This is a genomic window from Pseudomonas sp. P7758, assembly GCF_013386485.1.
Classification (GTDB): domain Bacteria; phylum Pseudomonadota; class Gammaproteobacteria; order Pseudomonadales; family Pseudomonadaceae; genus Aquipseudomonas.
Genome location: NZ_JACARS010000082.1, coordinates 87,575 through 106,674, shown reverse-complemented (window position 1 = coordinate 106,674; position 19,100 = coordinate 87,575). Strand labels below are relative to the sequence as shown.

Genomic DNA, 19,100 nt, shown 5'->3' with positions numbered 1-19,100 from the left:
ATTTGCTGAAGCGAGGCCAACTGGCCACGACTCAGTACCCGAATTTCTTGACGACCATAGAGCATTGGAACCACCTGATCCCATCCCGAACTCAGCAGTGAAACGATGCATCGCCGATGGTAGTGTGGGGTTTCCCCATGTGAGAGTAGGTCATCGTCAAGATTAAATTCCAGAACCCCTGATTGCTTATGCAGTCAGGGGTTTTGTTTTGGGCGGTCGGAAAGTATGGCGAGCTTGCTGGCGAAAAACTCCAACGGTAACGCGGGCTACCTGATGCCACGCATTGGTCTAAATCCCCTCGTCCCAATCCCCCCTCGCGCGCACAAACGCTACTGAATCCCCCGACAAATTTGCACAGTTATTTCTGAACCAGAACACTAGAATAGGCACCTAATCTTTTTTAGAGTCCGAGCCCTATATGCCCGACCCGGTTGATACCCTTGAGGTGTCAGACTTACCGCTGGACGAACTGGTGGCATGCCATGAGTGCGACCTGCTGATGCGCAAGCCGGAGCTTGCCCGCGGTGAAAAGGCCCAATGCCCACGCTGCGGCTACGAGCTGTACGCTCACCGCCACAACGTCGTTGAACGAAGCCTGGCGTTAGTGCTTGCGGCGCTATTGTTGTACGTCCCCGCGAACTTTTTACCCATCATGCAGCTCAATCTACTCGGGCAGTCCTCGCAGGACACCGTATGGACCGGCGTGGTCGGTCTGTTCGACACCGGTATGCAAGGCGTCGCCGTGGTGGTGTTCCTCTGCAGCATGGGCATTCCATTGCTCAAGCTCCTGTGCCAACTGGCGGTATTGCTGAGCATCCGCTGGAACATCGGCCGTAGCTACGGTCTGCTGTTTTATCGCATCTACCATCATCTGAAAGACTGGGGGATGCTCGAGGTCTACCTGATGGGCGTGCTGGTGGCGATCGTAAAGCTGGCCGACATGGCCACCATCACCGTTGGGCTGGGCCTGGCCTGCTTCGTAAGTCTGTTAATGGTCCAGATACTGCTGGAGGTGGTCATGTCACCTCACCAGATCTGGGAAGCGCTGTCAGGAGAGGATGCTCATGCGGGCGATTGATGCGGGCATTCTGATCTGTACCGAATGCCATGAATTAAACAAACAAGACCCGGACACCGACGAGCAAACCTGCACCCGTTGCGGTGCGCTGGTCCATGCTCGCCGGCCGAACAGCCTGACACGCACCTGGGCGCTGCTGATCACCGCGGCCATCCTGTACATCCCGGCTAATCTGTTGCCGATCATGACCGTCAGTTCCCTGGGGCAGGGCGATCCGAGCACCATCATGTCTGGCGTGATCCAATTGATGCAGCACGGTATGTTCCCCATCGCCGCTGTAGTGTTTATCGCCAGCATTCTGGTGCCCACCTTCAAGCTGGTGGGCATCGGCTTGTTACTGTTCTCGGTGCAGCGTCACCAGCCACTTTCCGCGCAACAACGCATTATCATGTACCGCTTTATCGAGTTCATTGGCCGTTGGTCCATGCTGGATATCTTCGTGATTGCCATCCTGGTGGCGGTCGTAAACTTTGGGCGACTTGCCAGTGTCGAGGCCAATCTCGGTGCCGTAGCGTTCGCCAGTGTGGTGATCTTGACGATGCTTGCCGCAGTAACTTTTGATCCCCGACTGATTTGGGATAACACGGAGTCGGACGACGACCATGAGTGATTTGCCTAAGGCTAAAACCCGCCCAGCTTCCAACTGGTCGGCCATTTGGGTGCTGCCCCTGATTGCCCTGATCATCGGTGGCTGGTTGGGATGGCGTGCGTACAACCAGCAAGGTATCGAGATTCAGGTACGCTTTGAAAGCGGCGAAGGCATCCAGGCCAACAAGACCGAAGTGGTCTACAAAGGCATGTCCGTGGGTAAGGTCAAGACCCTGGCCCTGGATGACGAAGGTAACAATCGCGGGGTGATTGCTACCATCGAGATGAACAAGGATGTGGAGCAATACCTCAAGACCAACACCCGCTTCTGGCTGGTCAAGCCAAGTGTCAGCCTGGCCGGGATCACCGGCCTGGAAACCCTGGTCTCGGGTAACTACATCGCCGCCAGCCCAGGCGATGGTGAGCCGACGCGCAAGTTCAAGGCCCTGTCCGAAGAACCGCCTTTATCCGACGCCAAGCCCGGCCTGCACCTGACGATCAAAGCTGATCGCCTCGGCTCGCTGAACCGTGGCAGCCCGGTGTTCTACAAGCAGATCCAGGTCGGCCAGGTCAAAAGCTACCTGCTCTCCGAAGACCAGACCACCGTTGAAATCAAGGTCTACATCGAGCCGACCTACGCCAGCCTGGTGCGCAAACACACGCGTTTCTGGAACGCCAGCGGCATCAGCATCGACGCCAACCTTTCCGGCGTAAAAGTCCGCAGTGAATCCCTGGCCAGCATCGTTGCCGGCGGTATCGCCTTCGCCACGCCGGAGAATCGCAAGGACAGCCCACCGACGGACCCGAGCCTGCCGTTCCGCCTGTACGAAGACTTCGATGCAGCAGCGGCGGGCATCAAGGTCAAAGTCAAGCTCACCGACTTCGAAGGCCTCCAGGCGGGCCGCACCCCGGTGATGTACAAAGGCATCCAGGTCGGCAGCCTGAAAACCCTGAAGATCGATCCGGACCTGTCCAGCGCCAATGCCGAGTTGACCCTCGACCCACTGGCCGAAGACTACCTCGTCCAGGACACCCAATTCTGGGTGGTCAAGCCGTCTATCTCCCTGGCGGGCATCACCGGGCTGGAAGCGTTGGTCAAAGGTAACTACATCGCCATCCGTCCCGGCGACAAGGGCACAGCGCCACAACGGGAGTACGTCGCCCGCGCCAAGGCGCCGCCACTGGACCTGCGTTCCCCCGGCCTGCACATGGTGCTCTTCACCGACAACCTCGGTTCCCTTGATGTCGGCAGCCCGATCCTCTACAAGCAGGTCAAGGTCGGTTCCGTGCAGAGCTACCAGTTCTCCCGCAAGAACAAGCAACTGGTGATCGGCGTCCATATCGAGAAAGAATACGAAGGCCTGGTCAATGGTTCGACCCGTTTCTGGAATGCCAGCGGCGTGACCCTGACCGGTGGGCTTACCGGCGGCATCCAGGTGAAAAGCGAATCCCTGGCCAGCCTGATGGCGGGCGGTATCGCCTTCGAAACCCCGGAGCCGAATGTGCCGCTGAAAAAGCGCATCCCGCGTTTCCGTCTGTTCCCGGATCGCGAAGCCGCCAACCAGCACGGTACGTTGGTGACCATCAAGGTCGACCGCGCCGATGGCCTGCGCCCGGGTACGCCAGTGCGCTTCAAGGGCCTGGACGTAGGCAAGATCGAAAGTGTCGACCTGAGCGCCGACATGCAATCGGTGCTGCTCAGCGCGCGTATCACCCAAGTGGCCGACCGCATTGCACGGGCCGGCAGTCAGTTCTGGGTGGTCAAGCCTGAACTGGGCCTGATGAAAACGTCGAACCTGGAAACCCTGGTGACCGGCCAGTACATCGAAGTACAGCCAGCGACCAAAAGCATCGGCCCACAGAAGAGTTTCGTCGCGCTGGACAAGCCGCCAGAAGCCGTTCATCAGGAGGAGGGCCTGAGCCTGGTACTCAGCGCCGCACGCCGTGGCTCGTTGAAGGAAGGCGTTCCGGTCACTTACCGCGAAGTCACCGTAGGCAAAGTTACCGGCTACGAGCTGGGCCAGACCGCCGACCGTGTGCTGGTTCACATCCTGATCGAGCCCAAGTACGCGCCTCTGGTGCGCAGTGGCAGCCGGTTCTGGAACACCAGCGGCTTCGGGCTCGACTTCGGCTTGTTCAAGGGCGCGACTGTTCGCACGGAGTCCCTGGAGACCCTGGTCGCCGGCGGCATCGCCTTTGCCACGCCGGACGGCGAGCGCATGGGCAACGCCGCTCGGCCCCAGCAGACCTTCCCGCTGTTCGACAAGTTCGAAGACGAATGGCTGACCTGGGCGCCTAAAATCCCGCTCGGCAAATAGACCGAGGCGCGGCCTTCGCGAGCAAGCCCGCTCCCACATTTGACCCAGTTCCCATTGAAGGAACCCGATTGAATGTGGGAGCGGGCTTGCTCGCGAAGAGACCCTCAAGAACACAAAAAAAAGGCCGCGATCCAGAAGATCGCGGCCTTTTTGCATTTCAGCGCAACTGATTAAACCTCATCCAGCTCCGGCTCATCCGCCTGCACATTCACCGTTGCCTTCACCACATCGTGACGACGGATGTACTTCCAGTCCGCCTCATCAATGTAGATCCCGTTCGGCCCGCTGCCGCCTTCCAGGTCGATTGCCACCTGGGCGGAAACCTGCGGCTTCACACTCGCCAGAATCGGCACGAAGCCCAGTTGCAAGCTGGTCTCCAGCAATGCCGCCTGGTTCTTCTCATCGATGTCCGCGGCTTCATCGAGGTAGTACGGCAGGCGCACACGACCGGCCTGGTCGCGGTCCATCAAGTGCAGCAACAAATACATGTTGGTCAGCGCCTTGATGGTCATGGTGGTGCCGTTGGAGGCGGCGCCATCGATGTCGGTGTGAATGATCGGCTGGCCGTTGACCTTGGTGATCTCGAACGCCAGTTCGAACAAGTCCTTGAGGCCCAACTGGTTATGGTTGGCCGCAACCAGGCGCGCCAGGTATTCCTTGGCTTCCTCGTTCTTGTTGTCCTGCTCGGCGCTCTGGCTCAGATCGAACACCGACAGGGTTTCGCCTTCTTCATACTGACCGGCACTGTGGATGATCTGGTCGATATGCTTGAGGGCTTCCTTGTTCGGCGCGAGCACGATGCGGAAGCTCTGCAGGTTGGACACCTGGCGCTTGTTGATCTCACGGTTGAACAACGCCAACTGGTGCTCAAGGCTGTCGTAGTCGCTGCGGATATTGCGCAAGGTGCGCGCGATATCCGTGACCGCCGCCCGCCGGGCCTTGCCCAGGGTCAGGGCTTCATCGGTACGGTGCGCGTAAGCGTTGATCAGCAGGTGCAGGCGGCGCTCCATATCGTCTTCACTGTCGAACTTGGCCACGCCCTTGAGGCGCACCTGTGCGTACAGCGCGTCGATCTGGCCATCAGCGCGCAGCAGGCCTTGCCAGCTGTCCTGGTAGTCATTGAGCAGCGGCAGCAGGTTGTCCATGGAATCGTCGACCGGGTCCATGAACGGCGTACCAAACGGCAAGTCTGCCGGCAGCAACTGGCGACGACGCAATGCGTCATCCAGGGTGCGCTGCTTGGCTTCCATATCACCAATCTGCCGGCCTACCAATTGCAGCTTGGCCGACAGTTGCTGGACGCGCTCGGTAAACGCATCGCTGGAGCGTTTCAATTCGTCCTGGGCCGCTTCCATCTGCGCCAGGCTTTCCAGCTTCTCGCCTTCCTCGGCGCTCAGGGTTTGTGCACGGCGGAAATCTTCCAGCGCCTTCTGCGCGTCCAGTACCTGTTGGTACAGCGCTTCAGTCTGGGTCTTGCTCGCCGCGCGGTCGGCCGCCACGGCTTGCTGGGTTTTCAGTTGCTTGAGTTCTTTTTCCAGACGCTCTTTCTGGTCGCGCAACGCGGCGCGGTCAGCCAGTGCCTGCAACGCCGGTGGCTCGATGTGCGAGATGTCGATGGCCAGCCCCGGCACTTCAAAACGCTCGCCCTTGAAGCCATCAAGGATCTGCTCCAGGGATTTCACCCACAGGCCGTCCTCGTCCAGCGTGATGCCATGCTCACCCAGCGGCAAGCTGAACAGCGAACTGTTGAACAGGCGCATCAGACGCTCGACATCCTGCTGCGAGAATTCTTCCCGCAGCTTGGCGTAGCTGTTGTTGTCGGCGTGATCGAGTTGCTGCTTCACCGACTTCAGGCGTTTTTCCAGGTCCCGCAGACGTTCATCCAGATCCTCGGCGCTGAACTGACGCGACTGCGCCAAGGCCCCGGCCAGTTCATCGTGAGCATCCTTGGCGGCCAGCAGTTGCTGCTCCAGCACCTTGACGTCATCCACCAGCGCGAAGCGGTGCTTGAGCACCGACAGCTCACCCAGCCAGCGCTGAATCCCGCTGATTTCCCGCTCCAGGCGCATCAGCTCCTGAGTGCCGCCGCGCTGGTCGTTCTGCAGCGAATCCTGCTCGTTGCGGTAATGCTCGGCCTGGATCGTCAGTTCTTCCTTGCGCGCACTGGCGTAGTCCGACCAGGTGCCCAGCAACGAATCCAGCAGCGGTGACAGGCGATGCAGCTTGCCCCGCAGAATGTCCCGCTGCTTCACGCCGTTGGCCAAGGCTTCTACCAGAGGGCCGGCAGCCACCAGCGAGTTGTAGTCCTGCTCCATGCGTCGTACATCGCGGAAGGCTTCTTCGCACGCCGCGATGTAATCGACACTGCCGGAACGCAGGCTGTGTTCGAACGCATCCAGAAACAGCTGCTTCAACTTGGCCGCGGTGATTTCCCGCATGTGCAGCAAATTGATAAACAGCGCGCGGAAGGTCTTCAGGCTCTGCTCGCTGGTGGAGCGCAGCGGAATCAGGGTCAGGTCCAGCGGGATCGACGTATGGCCGCCCACCAGCAAACGCCGCAGCTCATCGGGCTTGAGCTCATAGGCTTTCAGGCCTTCGCGCTCAAGGTTGGTGAACAGCTCTTTCTGGCGCAGGCAGGTGTCGTTCTTCTGGTAGTGCGCCAGGTCCAGCTTGCCGGCGTAGGCAAAGAACTGGTGACCGAAACCACCGCCCGGGCCGCGACCGACCACGCCGATCACGTGCGGGCCATGGGGAAGCGAGACTTCCACGAGGATGTAGCTGGTGTCGGTGGCAAAGTAGAAACGCCGGGATTGCTCCAGGGTGTACTTGCCGAAACTCATGTCCGACATGCGCGCCAGAATCGGGAACTGCAAGGCGTTGATCGACGCCGATTTGCCGAGGTTGTTCGCGCCGTACACCGACAGCGGTTCTTCCAGCGGGAACAAACCCAGGCTGTAACCGGCGGTGTTCAAAAGGGCGAAGCGGCGAATGCCGTAGCGTTCCTTGCTCATGCGTCGGTCTCCTGTTCTTCGGCAATGGCGCGGGCCAGGGCGTCTTCTTCGCTTTCTTCTGCAAAGTCACTCAAGTCCAGCGGGTCATCGGTCTTCAGCAGTTTTTCATCGCTGTCTTCGTCGATGATCACCGGGGCCGGCAACGGCAATACGCTGTGGATGCTCGCGGCCAGGTCGCGGTCTTGCTGGACCGAGAGGCACACATCGAGGAAGCGGTGCATCGGCGGCAGGAAGCGGTAGATGCCGTTCTCTTCACCGGCAAAACCCAGCTGGGTCATGCGGCGCATGATTTTTTCTTCCAGTTCCTCGACGGTCTGCACTTCGGCCTGGATAAACAGGTCGCGGTACTTTTCCAACAACGACGGCAGTTCGTCACGGCCCAGGCTGCCACCGTCGAGCACGGCGATCGGGTCGCGGCCCTGGTCGGCCAGGTGCTCGACGATGATGAAGGTGAACAACGCCAGGCGCTGGGCGGTCTTGTTGACCTGCGCGGCGGCCACGGCCGAGTCCGGCACGAAGTAGTAGAAACCCCGCGTGTCGCACACCAACTCAAAGCCCAGGGCCTTGAACAACGTGCGGTACTGGTCCTGGAAGTTCGACAGTTGGGCGTACAACTCCGGGTCGCGGCGGCTGACGTGGTAACCCTTGAACAGCTCGCGAAAGATCGGCGCCAGCTGGGACAGTTCGGATAGATCAAGATGCATGAGGGGTGCTCGCAGAATTCCCGGCCGTATCAATACTGGCTGGAAGCAGGGCGAATGAGCGCAGGCTGACCTGGTGCTCGTGAGTGTGGTAATCCCGTCGTTCCAGACGTTCACGCTTGAAGCGTTTTTCCCGCGACAGGCGTGAGAACCAGTACAGCAACTCGTCGGTTGCGCCGTCCGGTTCCTGCTCCAGCAGCCAGGTCATCAGGTCCGGCATCGGCAGCGCGTCTTCACAGCGCTCGAGCATTTCCTTGACCGTGCGCGGTGCGCGAGGGGCTTCGCCCTTGTGGGATTTATGCGCCTTGGGGAAACGCGCCGGCTTCGGTTCGAAGTTGGCCAGGGCGTACACGTAGGCTTCGACCTGGCTGGCACTGCCAAGAAAGGTGCTTTGCGGCCGGGTGAACATCGGCATCGCCGCTTGCGGCACCGCGTCCAGGCCCTTGCGGCGAATCGCCGACAAGGCCAGCGCCGCGCCACGGGTCACGGCGTTGTGCCGGCGTGCTTCTTCCCGCAACGGCAGCAGCAGTTCCCGGGCGTGACGCAAGGTCAGTTGGGCGCTGGTCTGCATTTCGAGGATGCGCGCGTGGGTGCGCAGCAGCATGTCGTCGTCCACCAGGTGGCCGAGGCGCTGCTGCTCGGTGAGCATGCGCAACAGTACGTTTTCCACCTTGCGCACGCCTTGTTCGAAGGCGCCGTCGGCGTTCACCAGTTGAATCATCGGCTCGACGTATTCGTCCCAGGTCGCCAGTACTTCGGCGTAGCGCTGGCGCAACGGGATCTGCCGGTCGCTGGTCTTGGCGCGATCGGCCACGGCAGCGAGGGCCTGTTCGTCGTTGGCGAGTTTTTTCAGCACGTCGCGCACGCGCATGTCCAGCAGGCGCAATTGGCGCGCCAGGTCATGGCCGTCGCGGATGTCGAAGGCGTCCTGGATATAACCCGCCAGGCGCTCAAGGTGGCGCAGGTAGGCTTCGATTTCCAGGCACAGGCCTAGCCGGTGCTCCTTGCGAAGATACGCCAGGAAGTCGTGGATCTGTGCGTTGAGCTCGAAACGGTTCGGGCTCTTGGCGACAGGCACCAGGATATCCAGGCGAATCCACACGTCCAGCAGGCTGGTGATGTCCTGTGGCGTGCTGTCCAGTTGTTGGGCGGCCAACTGGGCGCGCAGTTCGCTGAGGCTCAGGGTGCCTTGGTCGAAGTGTTCGCACAGTGGCTCAAGCAGGGCCCAGTGTTCGGCGAGGGCGCGCAAGACGCGCTTGGGTTCGATCATCGGAATGGCCGGCTGGTTAGCGATTAAAAGCAGCGATTGTACTGCATCGGTGCCGGGATTTATCCACAGCCGGTCGTGAGGCGCTCACCGGAACGATCAACTGCGGGCGATCTTCGTCGAAGGGCGGTAGAATCCCTGTTCTTTAGTTATCCACAAGTGGCCGACCTTTGCTTATCGAGTCCCGACGTCGCGCTTACTTGACCGCCATGCAGGTGGTCAACTGGCTGCCGCGCACTGAATTACCGTTCGCCGCCCCTTCGCGGCCCGAGCTGCTGGAGGCCCCGGAACCGTTCGAGGCTTTCGAGCCTTCGGGTGAGGAGGCGGCTGCGCCGGTGCCGCTGGTCAAGCCCGTGGCAGAAACCCCGGTGGTCCGGCCAAAGGTCGAAGTGCCGCGCCCGTCGCCGGTGGCCAAGCCGGTCGTCGCCGAAGAGGCGCCTGCCGTGGTCAAGGCTCCGGTCGTACCGCCGCCACGCTTTGCCCTGCAACTGCTGCGGGCCGGGCGATGCCTGCTGCTGGTGGAGTTACCCACAGGCGAGCGCTTCCAGGCCCGCGACCCGGCCTATCTGCTGCTCAAGGACATGTTGCGCGCCGCCGGCCTGCCCGACAGTCCGCAAATCGTTGGCGAGCCGGTGCGCTGGCCGCTGCTGGCCCGGGGCACCATGGACCAGGGCCCGGAAGCTGCACGGGATTTTGTGCAAGGTTTTGTCTCGGCGCGCCTGGAAGACGAACCCTGCGTGTGCCTGTGGCTGATCGGCCTGCCCGCCGTGCGTTTTGCCGGCGAAGCGAATGCCGAGGCCTGGTACCGCGAACTGCAGGTCGAAGGCCTGGGCTCCGTCTGGGCCCTGCCGGGCCTGGAACTATTAATGGAAGAGCCACAGCGTAAGGCTGATGTCTGGCAAGCCATGCGCCGGCTGATGGCGCGCTGGAAAAGTACCGATGAGTGAAGCTTTATCCTTCCGCCCGATGACCGAGGCGGACCTCGACGCTGTACTGAAGATTGAATACGCAGCGTTCAGCCACCCCTGGACCCGCGGGATTTTTCTCGACGGGCTGGGCAAGTACCAGATCTGGCTGATGTTTGAAGGTGAGCAGCAGGTGGGCCACGGGGTGGTGCAGATCATCCTCGATGAAGCGCATTTGCTGAACATCACCGTCAAGCCGGAAAACCAGGGCCGTGGCCTGGGCTTGAGCTTGCTGGAGCACCTGATGTCCCGGGCCTACGAGGCCAAGGCGCGGGAATGTTTCCTGGAAGTGCGCGACAGCAACACCGGCGCGTTCCGGCTGTACGAGCGTTATGGTTTCAACGAAATTGGCCGTCGGCGGGATTATTACCCCGCCGTCGGTGGCCGCGAAGATGCGGTGGTGATGGCCTGCACCCTGGTCGACTAAACACAGGGCCCAATGTGGGAGCGGGCTTGGTGGGAGCGAGCAAGCCCGCTCCCACATTCAGTTCGGCAGGGTGTCAGCGGTTGCCGTCTACTGGATCGATATCGGCCAACTCGGCCTCATCCAGGCCATTGCCGCCGCCGATCTCGTCTTCATCGACGATACTCAAATCGTAATCCGCCGGATGGTCTTCACCTGCTTCCTGCGCATCCCGCGCGCCATCCTCATGGATCAGCGTTTCCGGGCTCATGTCATCATCGGTTGAATCATGATCGTCAGTGGAAGCACCGGTCATCCCGGCTTCGCGCACCCGTTCGTCGGGCATCAGGTGCTCACGCTCCCGAGGCGGAATTTCGTCGCCGATTTCCGCAGTCGGCTCCTCCTTGTCAAAATCCAGCTCGCGCATTTCGCCCATGCGATCTTCGTTGTCATCAATCGGTTCCGGCTGTGTAGCGCCGTAGGGACGTCGTGATTCAGTCATGGCGATTCCTCATACTGTGGGGCTTATAGTGTGTGGACAGGCATGGCTCCCCAAGATTCAAGAAATTGCCGCCGGCTATCTTTATTGTTGGCGTGACCCGGACGGGCGGTCGAGTGTCAAAACTGCGCATCATTCCTGAGGCTTTCCCTGATGAACGAACTACAAGACTTGCTTGATAACAACGAACGCTGGGCGGATGCGATCAAACAGGAAGATCCCGAATTCTTCGCCAAGCTCGCCCGCCAGCAAACCCCGGAATACCTGTGGATCGGCTGTTCCGACGCCCGCGTGCCGGCCAACGAGATCGTCGGCATGCTGCCTGGCGACCTGTTTGTGCACCGCAACGTGGCCAACGTGGTATTGCACACCGACCTCAATTGCCTGTCGGTGATCCAGTACGCAGTCGACGTGCTCAAGGTCAAACACATCCTGGTGACCGGCCACTATGGCTGCGGTGGCGTACGCGCCTCGATGCAGGACAACCAGTTGGGCCTGATCGACGGCTGGCTGCGCACCATCCGTGACCTGTACTACGAAAACCGCGACGTACTGGCCCAGTTGCCCACGGAAGAGGAACGCGTAGACCGCCTGTGCGAACTGAACGTGATCCAGCAGGTGGCCAACGTCGGCCACACCAGCATCGTGCAGAACGCCTGGCACCGCGGGCAGAGCCTGTCGGTTCATGGCTGCATTTACGGGATCAAGGACGGCCGCTGGAAAAGCCTGAACACCACCATCAGTGGCTTCGAGCAACTGCCGCCGCAATACCGCCTGCGCCCGCTGGGTGCGGTCTAAGGGCTTTTGCGTTCGCGCCACTGCTCCATGAATTGCTGACCCTCGGGATTCAACGGCTCCTTCATGCCGGTGATCCAGCCCCGACAGTTGAGCTCGCCGCACTGGCAGCGAAACTGTCGGAACAATACGTCCTCGGTGTGGGCGTAATCCATGGTCAGCAGGGCACCAGCGGGAATGGGCTGAACGGACCACAGTTCCAGGTACGTCATGTCGAGAAACGCGTTCGGGTTGCATGAATGCGAAAGCAGGCCGCTGAACCAAGGGTCGTACAAGTGGATACGCGAGGACATCTGCACCGTATGCAGGCGCCGCTCATTCAATGCGTAGCCGGACACCCTGGCGATACACAGGCGGCTGTCAAAGGCGACGCGGGTCTTGATTCCGTCGCCTGAACCGTCTCGGGTACGCACCACTTCATAGTCGCGAGCGCGGGGGTAGCCGTGTTCGGCGAGGGCGGTCGCGAACGGGTAAAGACACTTGCTCACAGCGGTTTTAGCCTTGTCCATGGCTTGAGTTTTCATAACTCTCCAGGAGGGGCTGCATCGACCTGCCGGTGGTGTCTTGACTGCCAGTCTTGCAGCGGATGGGCGCGGCTCAAGACTCGCTTAAGTGGGAACCAATTTCTACTGTCAAATCTGACAGTAGAAATTGGCTATCTTTTATGTAGGAAAATGCCCTTCTTGCAGCCTGCTTCAGAGCGCCGGTGCTTCAATCGCCGGTTCTGGCACTGCGCTTTTCAATTGCCTCAGCTGGGTCTTGATCGCCGGCTGGGCACACTTGGCGTTCGCTTGATCGGGCGTCAGCTCGCGGATAGAGGTGTAGAACAGTTCGCAGGTCTGCTCCTTGCGCGTTACCTGCCAGGTGTTCATGCAGCCTTTGAGCTGCACATTCGGATCGCTGGCTGGCTTCTGGCCCATCGAGGCCTGCCAGCAGGCGGCGCTCAAGTCCTGGCCCATCACCTTCAAACCGGCCTCGTCGGCCTTTTGCTCGTCACCGTCATAGGTGTCGGGGTTGGCGGCATACCAGATGTAGCTCGGGTGATTGGCACCCAGTACGGCGACCTGGCTCCCGACGGCCGGGCTGATTTGCGCCAGGCCCAGTACGGCAACGGTTTGCCCGTATTGCTGCTTGATCCAGCTGCGCACCGGCGCGCCGAAGGCCACCATCGGCAACGCGCCGCCCGCGTGCTGGCTCAGCTCCTTGACCATCCGGGTCTGATAGTCGGTGAAGTAACCGTACACACCTTCCAGGTCCTTGCCCGCCGTGGCAGGGGCGGCGATCGGGGCGATGTCGATGATGGTCTGGTATTCCGGCGTCTGGGGCGCCGGGATGCCGTTGGCCGTGAGCAAGGTCGCCCAGCGGTCGGTGGTGGCCGACTCCAGGTAGTCCTGGAAGTGGGTCAGGGAATAATCCGGCGGGAAGTGCAGCAGCTCGATGCTCTTGCGGTTTTCCAGGGCCATGCCCAGCGGCAGGAACAGGTACCAGTTGAACTGCCACTTGCCATCGCCATTGAGTTTGCTGGCGCCCTGGTAAGCCAGGTCGGCGGTATCGAGCAAGGTGGTCAACGGCTGGCCATAACCGTCTGGCACACCGCTGAACGTGGCCAGCACCTGGTCATGCTCGGTCTTGACGCTGACTTTGGCCCGGCTGTAACCGTCGCGTTGCAGGCTCTGGTTCAGGTAGTGCTCGACGGTCTGTTCCAGCGTCCAGGGACGAAAACAGATGACGCTGCAATTGTTCGGGTACGCGAACAACTGGGTGACCCGTTGCGGGGTACCCAGCGGTACGGTGATGTCAGCCTGTACGACCGCACTCAAGGTCAGTGCGGCCAGGGTGAAGGACAACCTGGTGAGTTTGAACATGGATGGTTCCCTGTCAGCGAAAGCCCGTCTGCGCGGGGTGAATGCCCACCCTCACACAGTAGCGGTTGACCGGGAAAAGCGCGTAGAAAAACTGCGCGCTTGTCGCTTTTGAGCAAGTGCGTCTACACCTTGAAGTGCAGGGCGTTGGTCAAATCCCCCATGGGCTTTTGGCCGCGCGCGGTCATGGCGTCGTCACGCTGCTTGAGCCCGTCGAGGGTTTCCAGCTGGAACACCCGGGTGATCAGACGCAGGATCGACGCGGTGTCGTAGACGGTATGGTCCACCGTGCCCTTGCGCGCGAACGGCGAGACCACCAGTGCCGGGATCCGCGTGCCAGGGCCCCAGCGATCGCCTTTCGGTGGTGCAACGTGGTCCCACCAGCCGCCGTTTTCATCGACGGTGACGATCACCACCATGTTCTTCCACTGCGGGCTTTCCTGCAGCACCTTCAAGGCGCGGGTGATATGCCGGTCGCCCGAAGCGACGTCGGCGTAACCGGCGTGCATATTCAGGTTGCCCTGGGGTTTGTAGAAGGTCACCGCAGGCAGCTTGCCGGCCTGGGCATCGGCGAAGAACTTGTTGGTGCTGGCGTCATCCCCCAGGCCGCCATCGCGCAGGCGTTTATTGCGCTCAGCCGGGTTTTCCGGGCCTTGCTGCTTGAAGTAGTTGAAGGGCTGGTGGTGGTACTGGAAGTTCGGAATCTTCGGAATGCCGCCCGAGTCCTTGAACTGATCCAGCGTTGCTTGCCACGCACCGGCGTACCAGGCCCAGTCGACGTTCTTTTTCGACAGTTTGTCGCCGATGTGCTCGTGGGTTTGTGGCACCAGCACGTTAGGCAAGTCGGGCTTGGAGTAATCCGGGCGCTCGGGGTCGCGAATCCAGGTAGGCCAGTAAGGCGGGGCCAGGGTGTTCACGCCGAAACCGTCCGGGGTCAGTGCGCTGGGGCCGAATTGCGGCGGGCCGGTCATGGCGCTGGCCGGGGACTTGTCCAGAGGCTTGAGGCGCGGGTCGGTCGGGTCGTCGCTTTGCAGCGTGGCGATCTGTGCCTTGGCCACCGATTGCGCAGCGTTTGGGTACACCGGCGGGGTGGCACTGATCAGGTATTGGTGGTTGAGGAACGAGCCGCCAAACGCGCCCTGGAAGAAGTTATCGCAGAGCACAAACTCCTTCGCCACGTCCCACAAGCGCAGGGCGTAACGGCTCTGGGCGTAATGGCCCATCAGCAGGCCGCCGGAGTCGCCCCACGCGACGAACGCATCGTTTTTACCGCCATTGATCTGCATTTGGTTCTGATAGAACACGTGCCACAAATCCCGGGTCACCAGGCTCAGGGGCTGGTCTTCGCCATTCGGGCCTTTGAGGGCGAACGGAGCGTTGGGCAGGTTTTCCTGGTATTGCACTTCGCTGGGGTACGTGACGCCATCCACGGTCTGCGGGCCAACTTGCAACACGCCGCCCCAGGTCGGGGGCAGGGTGCTCAGCAGGCTGCCGTCGCGGTCGCGCTGCTGATAGTCCGCAGGGGCGAGGGCCGACAATGGTTTCTCGACCCCGGGGAAATCCGCAAACAGGTTGTTGAAGCTGCGGTTTTCGGCGTAGATCACCACCACGGTTTTAACCTGTTCGTGCAAGGCCTTGTCCAGCTCTTGCGGCGTCAGCGGGCGATCCACCGGCTTGCCGGGTGCCTCGCTGGTATTGCCGCAGGCACTCAGGGTCGCACCCACGCCCAGCACGGCCGCGCCTCCCAGGAAGCGCCGCCGGCTGGTGTCGACTGGCGGTTTGGCTTCAATGTCTTGGGAAGGGCGGTCTTTGTGCTCGTCGCTCATTGCGGGGAGTCCATGCAGGTTAGTTGTTGCAATATGTTTCGCCGGAACGGTAGCAATGGAATGTGACGGAACGAAGACAGCGGTGTGATCATGTGGGCATGCTTCCTGATCCCAAGCACTGCTAGACTGGCCCGATATTGCATACCGCAGAGGTGCCCCATGAAACCTTCAACTGCCCTGGATCTCAAGAGGGCTGCCGTGCGTGAAGTAGTAGGACGTTTCCATACCTCCAACCCAAGGGTGTTTGGGTCCGTTTTGTTGGGGACTGATAAAGACGGCAGTGATCTCGATTTACTGGTTGATGCGCTACCGGGAGCGACCCTTTTTGACCTTGGTGGGCTGCAGGTGGAGTTGGAAGACTTGCTCGGGGTAAACGTCGATTTGCTGACGCCTGGCGATCTGCCTCTGAAGTTTCGTGCTCAAGTCTTGGCTGAGGCCCGGCCCGTATGATCTCAAATCGGATTGGCGACTACCTGGAGCACATGCGCCAGGCATCGTCCGACGCGATCACCTTTGTCGAAGGGGTGAGCAACCTGAGTTTTTTGAAGACAAGCGTACCCAACAAGCCGTGATCATGAGTTTGATCATCATCGGCGAAGCGTCGACCAAAATAATGGATCAACATCCAGAGTTTGCAGCCGCCCAACCGCAGGTGCCTTGGCGCAGTATGCGCGGGATGCGCAACCGGATTGCCCATGGTTACTTCGACATAAATCTTGAAGTGGTATGGGACACGGTTCAGCACGCGCTACCTGAGCTGCTGAACAACCTGCCAGCCGCACCCGCCTGAAGAGCGGGTGCAGCTTCAGATAATTAAGGCATCACCGGCGGCAAATATTTAAGCGTCGTGCCCAACGCCCACAGCAGGAACAACACCAGCGGCGTATGCACCAGCAGCTGCACAAACGAAAAACCGATCAAGTCCCGCGCCTTCAACCCCAGCACGCCCAGCAGCGGCAGCATATAGAACGGGTTGATCAGGTTCGGCAGCGCTTCGGCGGCGTTGTAGATCTGCACCGCCCAGCCCAGGTGATATTCCAGGTCATTGGCGACCTGCATCACGTACGGCGCCTCGATGATCCACTTGCCGCCGCCCGACGGGATGAAGAAGCCCAGCACCGCCGAGTACACGCCCATCAACAGCGCGTAGGTGTCGTGGGACGCGATCGAGGTGAAGAAGGTCGAGATATGGTGCGCCAGGGTCGCGCCGTCACTGCCTTTCACCACGGTCATCAGCGCGGCAATCGAGCCATATAGCGGGAACTGGATCAGCACCCCGGTGGTGGTGGGTACCGCACGGGCCACCGCATCGAGAAAACTGCGCGGACGCCAGTGCAGTAGGGCACCGACCATCAGGAACAGGAAGTTGTAGGTGTTCAGCCCCGAGATCGCGCTGATCGCCGGCTTGGTCGAGAATTCATGGAACAACCAACCGGCGGCCAGCAACGCCAGCAGGATGGTCAGCAACGGGCTGTGCTCCAGCCACTCGCCCGGACGGGTCGGCGGTTGCGGCTTGGGCATGTTGAAGGCCGGGTCGATACCGCAAGCCTTGGCGTCACGGGCGGAGTTCGGGCCGGGCGCGGTGGCGTAGGCGATGATCAGCGACACCACGATCAGCGCCAGCAACAGCACGCCGGACTGCCACAGAAAGATGGTGTCGGTGAACGGGATCATCCCGGTGATCGACAGGATCGACGGCGGCAAACTGGCCGGGTTGGCCTGCAACTGCGCCGCTGACGACGACAGCCCCAGCGCCCAAACGGCACCCAGGCCGAGGTAGGCCGCAGCACCGGCCGCGCGGTAATCCATGCGCAAATCCGTACGCCGGGCCAGCGCACGCACCAGCAAACCACCGAACACCAGGGACAGGCCCCAGTTGAGCAACGAGGCGACCATCGAAATCAGCGCCACCCAGGCCACGGCAGAACGGCCGTTCTTCGGGATGCGCGCCAGGCGGTCGATCAACTTCACGGCGGGCGGGGAGCTGGCGACCACGTAACCGCCAATCACCACAAAGGCCATTTGCATGGTGAACGGGATCAAACTCCAGAAACCGTCACCAAACGCCTTGGCGGCCTCGGTCGGCGCGGCGCCCATGCCCAGGGTCGCCACGGCGACAATGATCACGGCGAGGGCGGCAAACACCCAGGAGTCAGGGAACCAGCGCTCGGCGAAGTTTGAACAACGCAGGGCGAATCGGGCGTAGCGGCTGTCTTCGATAGCATCGGCCACGTTCAGTACCTCTATTTGTATTTATTATGGGGGCGGCAGTTTTGCTGCATGTTCCTCTACGGCTATTCATTTGGGAATGTAGTTATCTTCATTGATCAATGAGTAAAGCAAATATATCCGGCGAGATTGCCATCACCGGGCCCAGCTCATAACCTGCAGGCCATTTTGTTTGTCTGCCGAGCTTTTCCATGACTGCCACCTCTTATCCACAGGCGCAGCGTTTCTCCCGCTCCGACTACAAAACCCTGGGCCTGGCTGCCCTGGGCGGGGCCCTGGAAATCTACGACTTCATCATCTTCGTATTTTTCGCGCTGACCCTCAGCCAGCTGTTCTTCCCGCCGGAAATGCCCGAGTGGCTGCGTCTGCTGCAAAGCTTCGGCATCTTTGTCACCGGCTACCTCGCGCGCCCGCTGGGCGGAATCCTGATGGCACACTTCGCCGATCACCTGGGGCGTAAACGGGTGTTCAGCCTGAGCATCCTGATGATGGCGCTGCCGTGCCTGCTGATCGGCATCATGCCCACCTACGCACACATCGGTTATTTCGCACCGTTGATCCTGCTGGCGCTGCGCATCCTCCAGGGTGCGGCAGTGGGCGGGGAAGTGCCCAGCGCCTGGGTGTTTGTCGCCGAACACGCTCCGGACAACCATCGTGGTTATGCCCTGGGCTTCCTCCAGGCCGGGCTGACCTTCGGCTACCTGCTCGGCGCGCTGACGGCGACGCTGCTGGCGCAAGTCTTCACCCCGGCCGAAATCCTCGACTACGCCTGGCGCTTCCCGTTCCTGCTCGGCGGCGTGTTCGGCGTGATCGGTGTCTGGCTGCGGCGCTGGCTCAGCGAAACCCCGGTGTTCCTGCAAATGCAGGCCCGTCGCCAGGCCGGCGCCGAACTGCCGCTGCGTACCGTCCTGCGGGAACATCGCAGCGCGCTGCTGCCGGCGATGATCCTCACCTGCGTGCTCACCTCGGCCGTCGTCGTACTGGTGGTGATCACCCCGACCATGATGCAGAAAACCTTCGGCATGAGCCCCAGCCACACCTTCGCCCTGAGCGCGTTGGGCATCGTGTTCCTGAATATCGGTTGCGTGTTGGCCGGGCTCCTGGTGGACCGCATCGGCGCCTGGCGTGCGGTGTTGGTCTATAGCCTGCTGCTGCCGGTGGGGATTGCCGTGCTCTATGCGAGCCTGATTGCCGGTGGCGTGTGGCTGGGCGCAGCGTATGCAATTGCCGGCTTGAGTTGCGGGGTGGTGGGCGCGGTGCCGTCGGTGATGGTCAACCTGTTCCCGGCGCAGGTGCGGGTGTCGGGGATTTCCTTCACCTACAACATTGCCTATGCGCTGTGGGCGAGTACCACGCCGCTGATGTTGATCGCGTTGATGCCGACCAGCCCGTGGATCTGCGTGGGGTATTGCGTGGTGATGGGCGCGGTGGGCGCAGTGAGTGCGGCGTATTTTGGAAAGCGCCTACCCACCTGATCGTTCCCACGCTCTGCGTGGGAACGACTCCCTGGACGCTCCGCGTCCGCTCGTGTGACGCGGAGCGTCACGGATGCATTCCC

The 19,100-nt window shown here is 61.1% G+C and carries 16 protein-coding genes, 1 rRNA gene and 1 pseudogene; 10 read left to right on the top strand and 8 right to left on the bottom strand.

Translation table 11 applies throughout. From position 1 onward, the window contains the following. The first annotated feature begins 46 nt into the window (after positions 1-46). The 4 genes from rrf (at position 47) to HX873_RS18500 (ending at position 3,984) form a co-directional block, all read left to right on the top strand. Positions 47-162: ribosomal RNA gene (rrf, locus tag HX873_RS18515) — 5S ribosomal RNA — on the top strand. 256 nt (positions 163-418) lie between these two features. Then, a complete protein-coding gene (locus tag HX873_RS18510) occupies positions 419-1,078 on the top strand; it encodes a paraquat-inducible protein A (protein ID WP_008437533.1) in 660 nt (219 codons plus the stop codon). Beyond that, positions 1,065-1,688, top strand: a complete 624-nt coding sequence (locus HX873_RS18505) for a paraquat-inducible protein A (RefSeq protein ID WP_003214366.1) — start codon at positions 1,065-1,067, stop codon at positions 1,686-1,688. The genes HX873_RS18510 and HX873_RS18505 overlap by 14 nt, the downstream gene beginning before the upstream one ends. Beyond that, positions 1,681-3,984, top strand: a complete 2,304-nt coding sequence (locus HX873_RS18500) for a PqiB family protein (RefSeq protein WP_003214369.1) — start codon at positions 1,681-1,683, stop codon at positions 3,982-3,984. Before HX873_RS18505 ends, HX873_RS18500 begins: the two co-directional genes overlap by 8 nt. Before the next feature lie 170 nt (positions 3,985-4,154). Here the strand turns inward: HX873_RS18500 and mksF are convergent, their stop codons facing one another. Genes mksF through mksB form a run of 3 tightly spaced genes read right to left on the bottom strand, consistent with a single transcriptional unit; the run spans position 4,155 to position 8,966 of the window. Next, positions 4,155-6,995 carry an Mks condensin complex protein MksF gene (gene mksF / locus HX873_RS18495; protein WP_008437530.1) on the bottom strand — a complete coding sequence of 947 codons (2,841 nt, stop codon included), beginning with the start codon at positions 6,993-6,995 and terminating at the stop codon, positions 4,155-4,157. Next, positions 6,992-7,699: an Mks condensin complex protein MksE gene (gene mksE, locus HX873_RS18490; protein WP_003214375.1), complete on the bottom strand. Its 708-nt coding sequence runs from the start codon at positions 7,697-7,699 to the stop codon at positions 6,992-6,994. The genes mksF and mksE overlap by 4 nt, the downstream gene beginning before the upstream one ends. Then, entirely contained in the window at positions 7,689-8,966 is a 1,278-nt protein-coding gene (gene mksB, locus HX873_RS18485; RefSeq protein WP_003214377.1) for an Mks condensin complex protein MksB, read from the bottom strand. Before mksB ends, mksE begins: the two co-directional genes overlap by 11 nt. Positions 8,967-9,172: 206 nt before the next feature. Between mksB and HX873_RS18480 the strand changes: the two genes are divergently transcribed. Together HX873_RS18480 and rimI are read left to right on the top strand one after the other, a co-directional pair. Further along, a complete protein-coding gene (locus tag HX873_RS18480) occupies positions 9,173-9,910 on the top strand; it encodes a hypothetical protein (protein ID WP_003214379.1) in 738 nt (245 codons plus the stop codon). Next, positions 9,903-10,355 carry a ribosomal protein S18-alanine N-acetyltransferase gene (gene rimI / locus HX873_RS18475; RefSeq protein WP_003214382.1) on the top strand — a complete coding sequence of 151 codons (453 nt, stop codon included), beginning with the start codon at positions 9,903-9,905 and terminating at the stop codon, positions 10,353-10,355. The genes HX873_RS18480 and rimI overlap by 8 nt, the downstream gene beginning before the upstream one ends. A 73-nt stretch (positions 10,356-10,428) precedes the next feature. Here rimI and HX873_RS18470 read toward each other — a convergent pair whose 3' ends face one another. After that, entirely contained in the window at positions 10,429-10,833 is a 405-nt protein-coding gene (locus HX873_RS18470; protein WP_003214383.1) for a hypothetical protein, read from the bottom strand. Between the two features lie 150 nt (positions 10,834-10,983). On the opposite strand from HX873_RS18470, the gene can reads away from it, so the two are divergent. Then, a complete protein-coding gene (gene can, locus HX873_RS18465) occupies positions 10,984-11,628 on the top strand; it encodes a carbonate dehydratase (RefSeq protein WP_003214385.1) in 645 nt (214 codons plus the stop codon). Here the strand turns inward: can and HX873_RS18460 are convergent. The 3 genes from HX873_RS18460 to acpA all read right to left on the bottom strand — a co-directional run bounded on the left by HX873_RS18460 (position 11,625) and on the right by acpA (position 15,313). Further along, complete coding sequence (locus HX873_RS18460; protein ID WP_003214386.1) at positions 11,625-12,149, bottom strand: hypothetical protein; 525 nt, start codon at positions 12,147-12,149, stop codon at positions 11,625-11,627. The genes can and HX873_RS18460 overlap by 4 nt on opposite strands. Positions 12,150-12,320: 171 nt before the next feature. Continuing rightward, positions 12,321-13,490: a hypothetical protein gene (locus tag HX873_RS18455; RefSeq protein ID WP_134325725.1), complete on the bottom strand. Its 1,170-nt coding sequence runs from the start codon at positions 13,488-13,490 to the stop codon at positions 12,321-12,323. Positions 13,491-13,612: 122 nt separating this feature from the next. Continuing rightward, positions 13,613-15,313 (bottom strand): acid phosphatase, encoded by a 1,701-nt coding sequence (gene acpA / locus HX873_RS18450; protein ID WP_102604740.1) that lies wholly within the window; start codon positions 15,311-15,313, stop codon positions 13,613-13,615. A gap of 159 nt (positions 15,314-15,472) precedes the next feature. Here acpA and HX873_RS18445 point away from each other — a divergent pair, with 159 nt between their 5' ends. Further along, positions 15,473-15,763: a nucleotidyltransferase family protein gene (locus HX873_RS18445; protein ID WP_003214393.1), complete on the top strand. Its 291-nt coding sequence runs from the start codon at positions 15,473-15,475 to the stop codon at positions 15,761-15,763. Further along, a pseudogene (locus HX873_RS18440) lies at positions 15,760-16,103 on the top strand (DUF86 domain-containing protein). Before HX873_RS18445 ends, HX873_RS18440 begins: the two are co-directional and overlap by 4 nt. Before the next feature lie 23 nt (positions 16,104-16,126). On the opposite strand, the gene HX873_RS18435 reads toward HX873_RS18440, so the two are convergent. Continuing rightward, positions 16,127-17,545, bottom strand: a complete 1,419-nt coding sequence (locus HX873_RS18435; protein ID WP_008437512.1) for a short-chain fatty acid transporter — start codon at positions 17,543-17,545, stop codon at positions 16,127-16,129. Positions 17,546-17,733: 188 nt separating this feature from the next. On the opposite strand from HX873_RS18435, the gene HX873_RS18430 reads away from it, so the two are divergent. After that, a complete protein-coding gene (locus tag HX873_RS18430; RefSeq protein ID WP_177123016.1) occupies positions 17,734-19,017 on the top strand; it encodes an MFS transporter in 1,284 nt (427 codons plus the stop codon). Positions 19,018-19,100 lie beyond the last annotated feature (83 nt).